The sequence below is a fragment of the uncultured Oceanisphaera sp. genome, from assembly GCF_947495715.1.
Lineage (GTDB): Bacteria > Pseudomonadota > Gammaproteobacteria > Enterobacterales > Aeromonadaceae > Oceanimonas > Oceanimonas sediminis.
Genome location: NZ_CANLZU010000073.1, coordinates 1 through 266, shown reverse-complemented (window position 1 = coordinate 266; position 266 = coordinate 1). Strand labels below are relative to the sequence as shown.

The window sequence follows — 266 nt, the reverse complement described above, 5'->3', positions numbered from 1 at the left end:
TGAGCTAACCTGTACTAATGACCCGTGCGGCTTAACCATACAACACCCAAGAAGTGTGAGACCTTGCGGTCGAGAACCAACAAATTATTTCAAATCAAACAGACAGAACAGGTATAAATAACGTTCTGTAGGGTCGACTTATTTTTCAAGAAAAGTATTCGACCGATTTTGATTCACCTTTCCAGATGACAATTTATGCCTGGCGGCGATAGCGCTGTGGTCCCACCTGATCCCATGCCGAACTCAGAAGTGAAACGCACCCGCGC

At 45.9% G+C, this 266-nt stretch carries 1 rRNA gene; it reads left to right on the top strand.

From position 1 onward, the window contains the following. Nucleotides 1-198 precede the first annotated feature (198 nt). Nucleotides 199-266, top strand: a 5S ribosomal RNA gene (rrf, locus tag Q0753_RS16645); the annotation flags it as partial.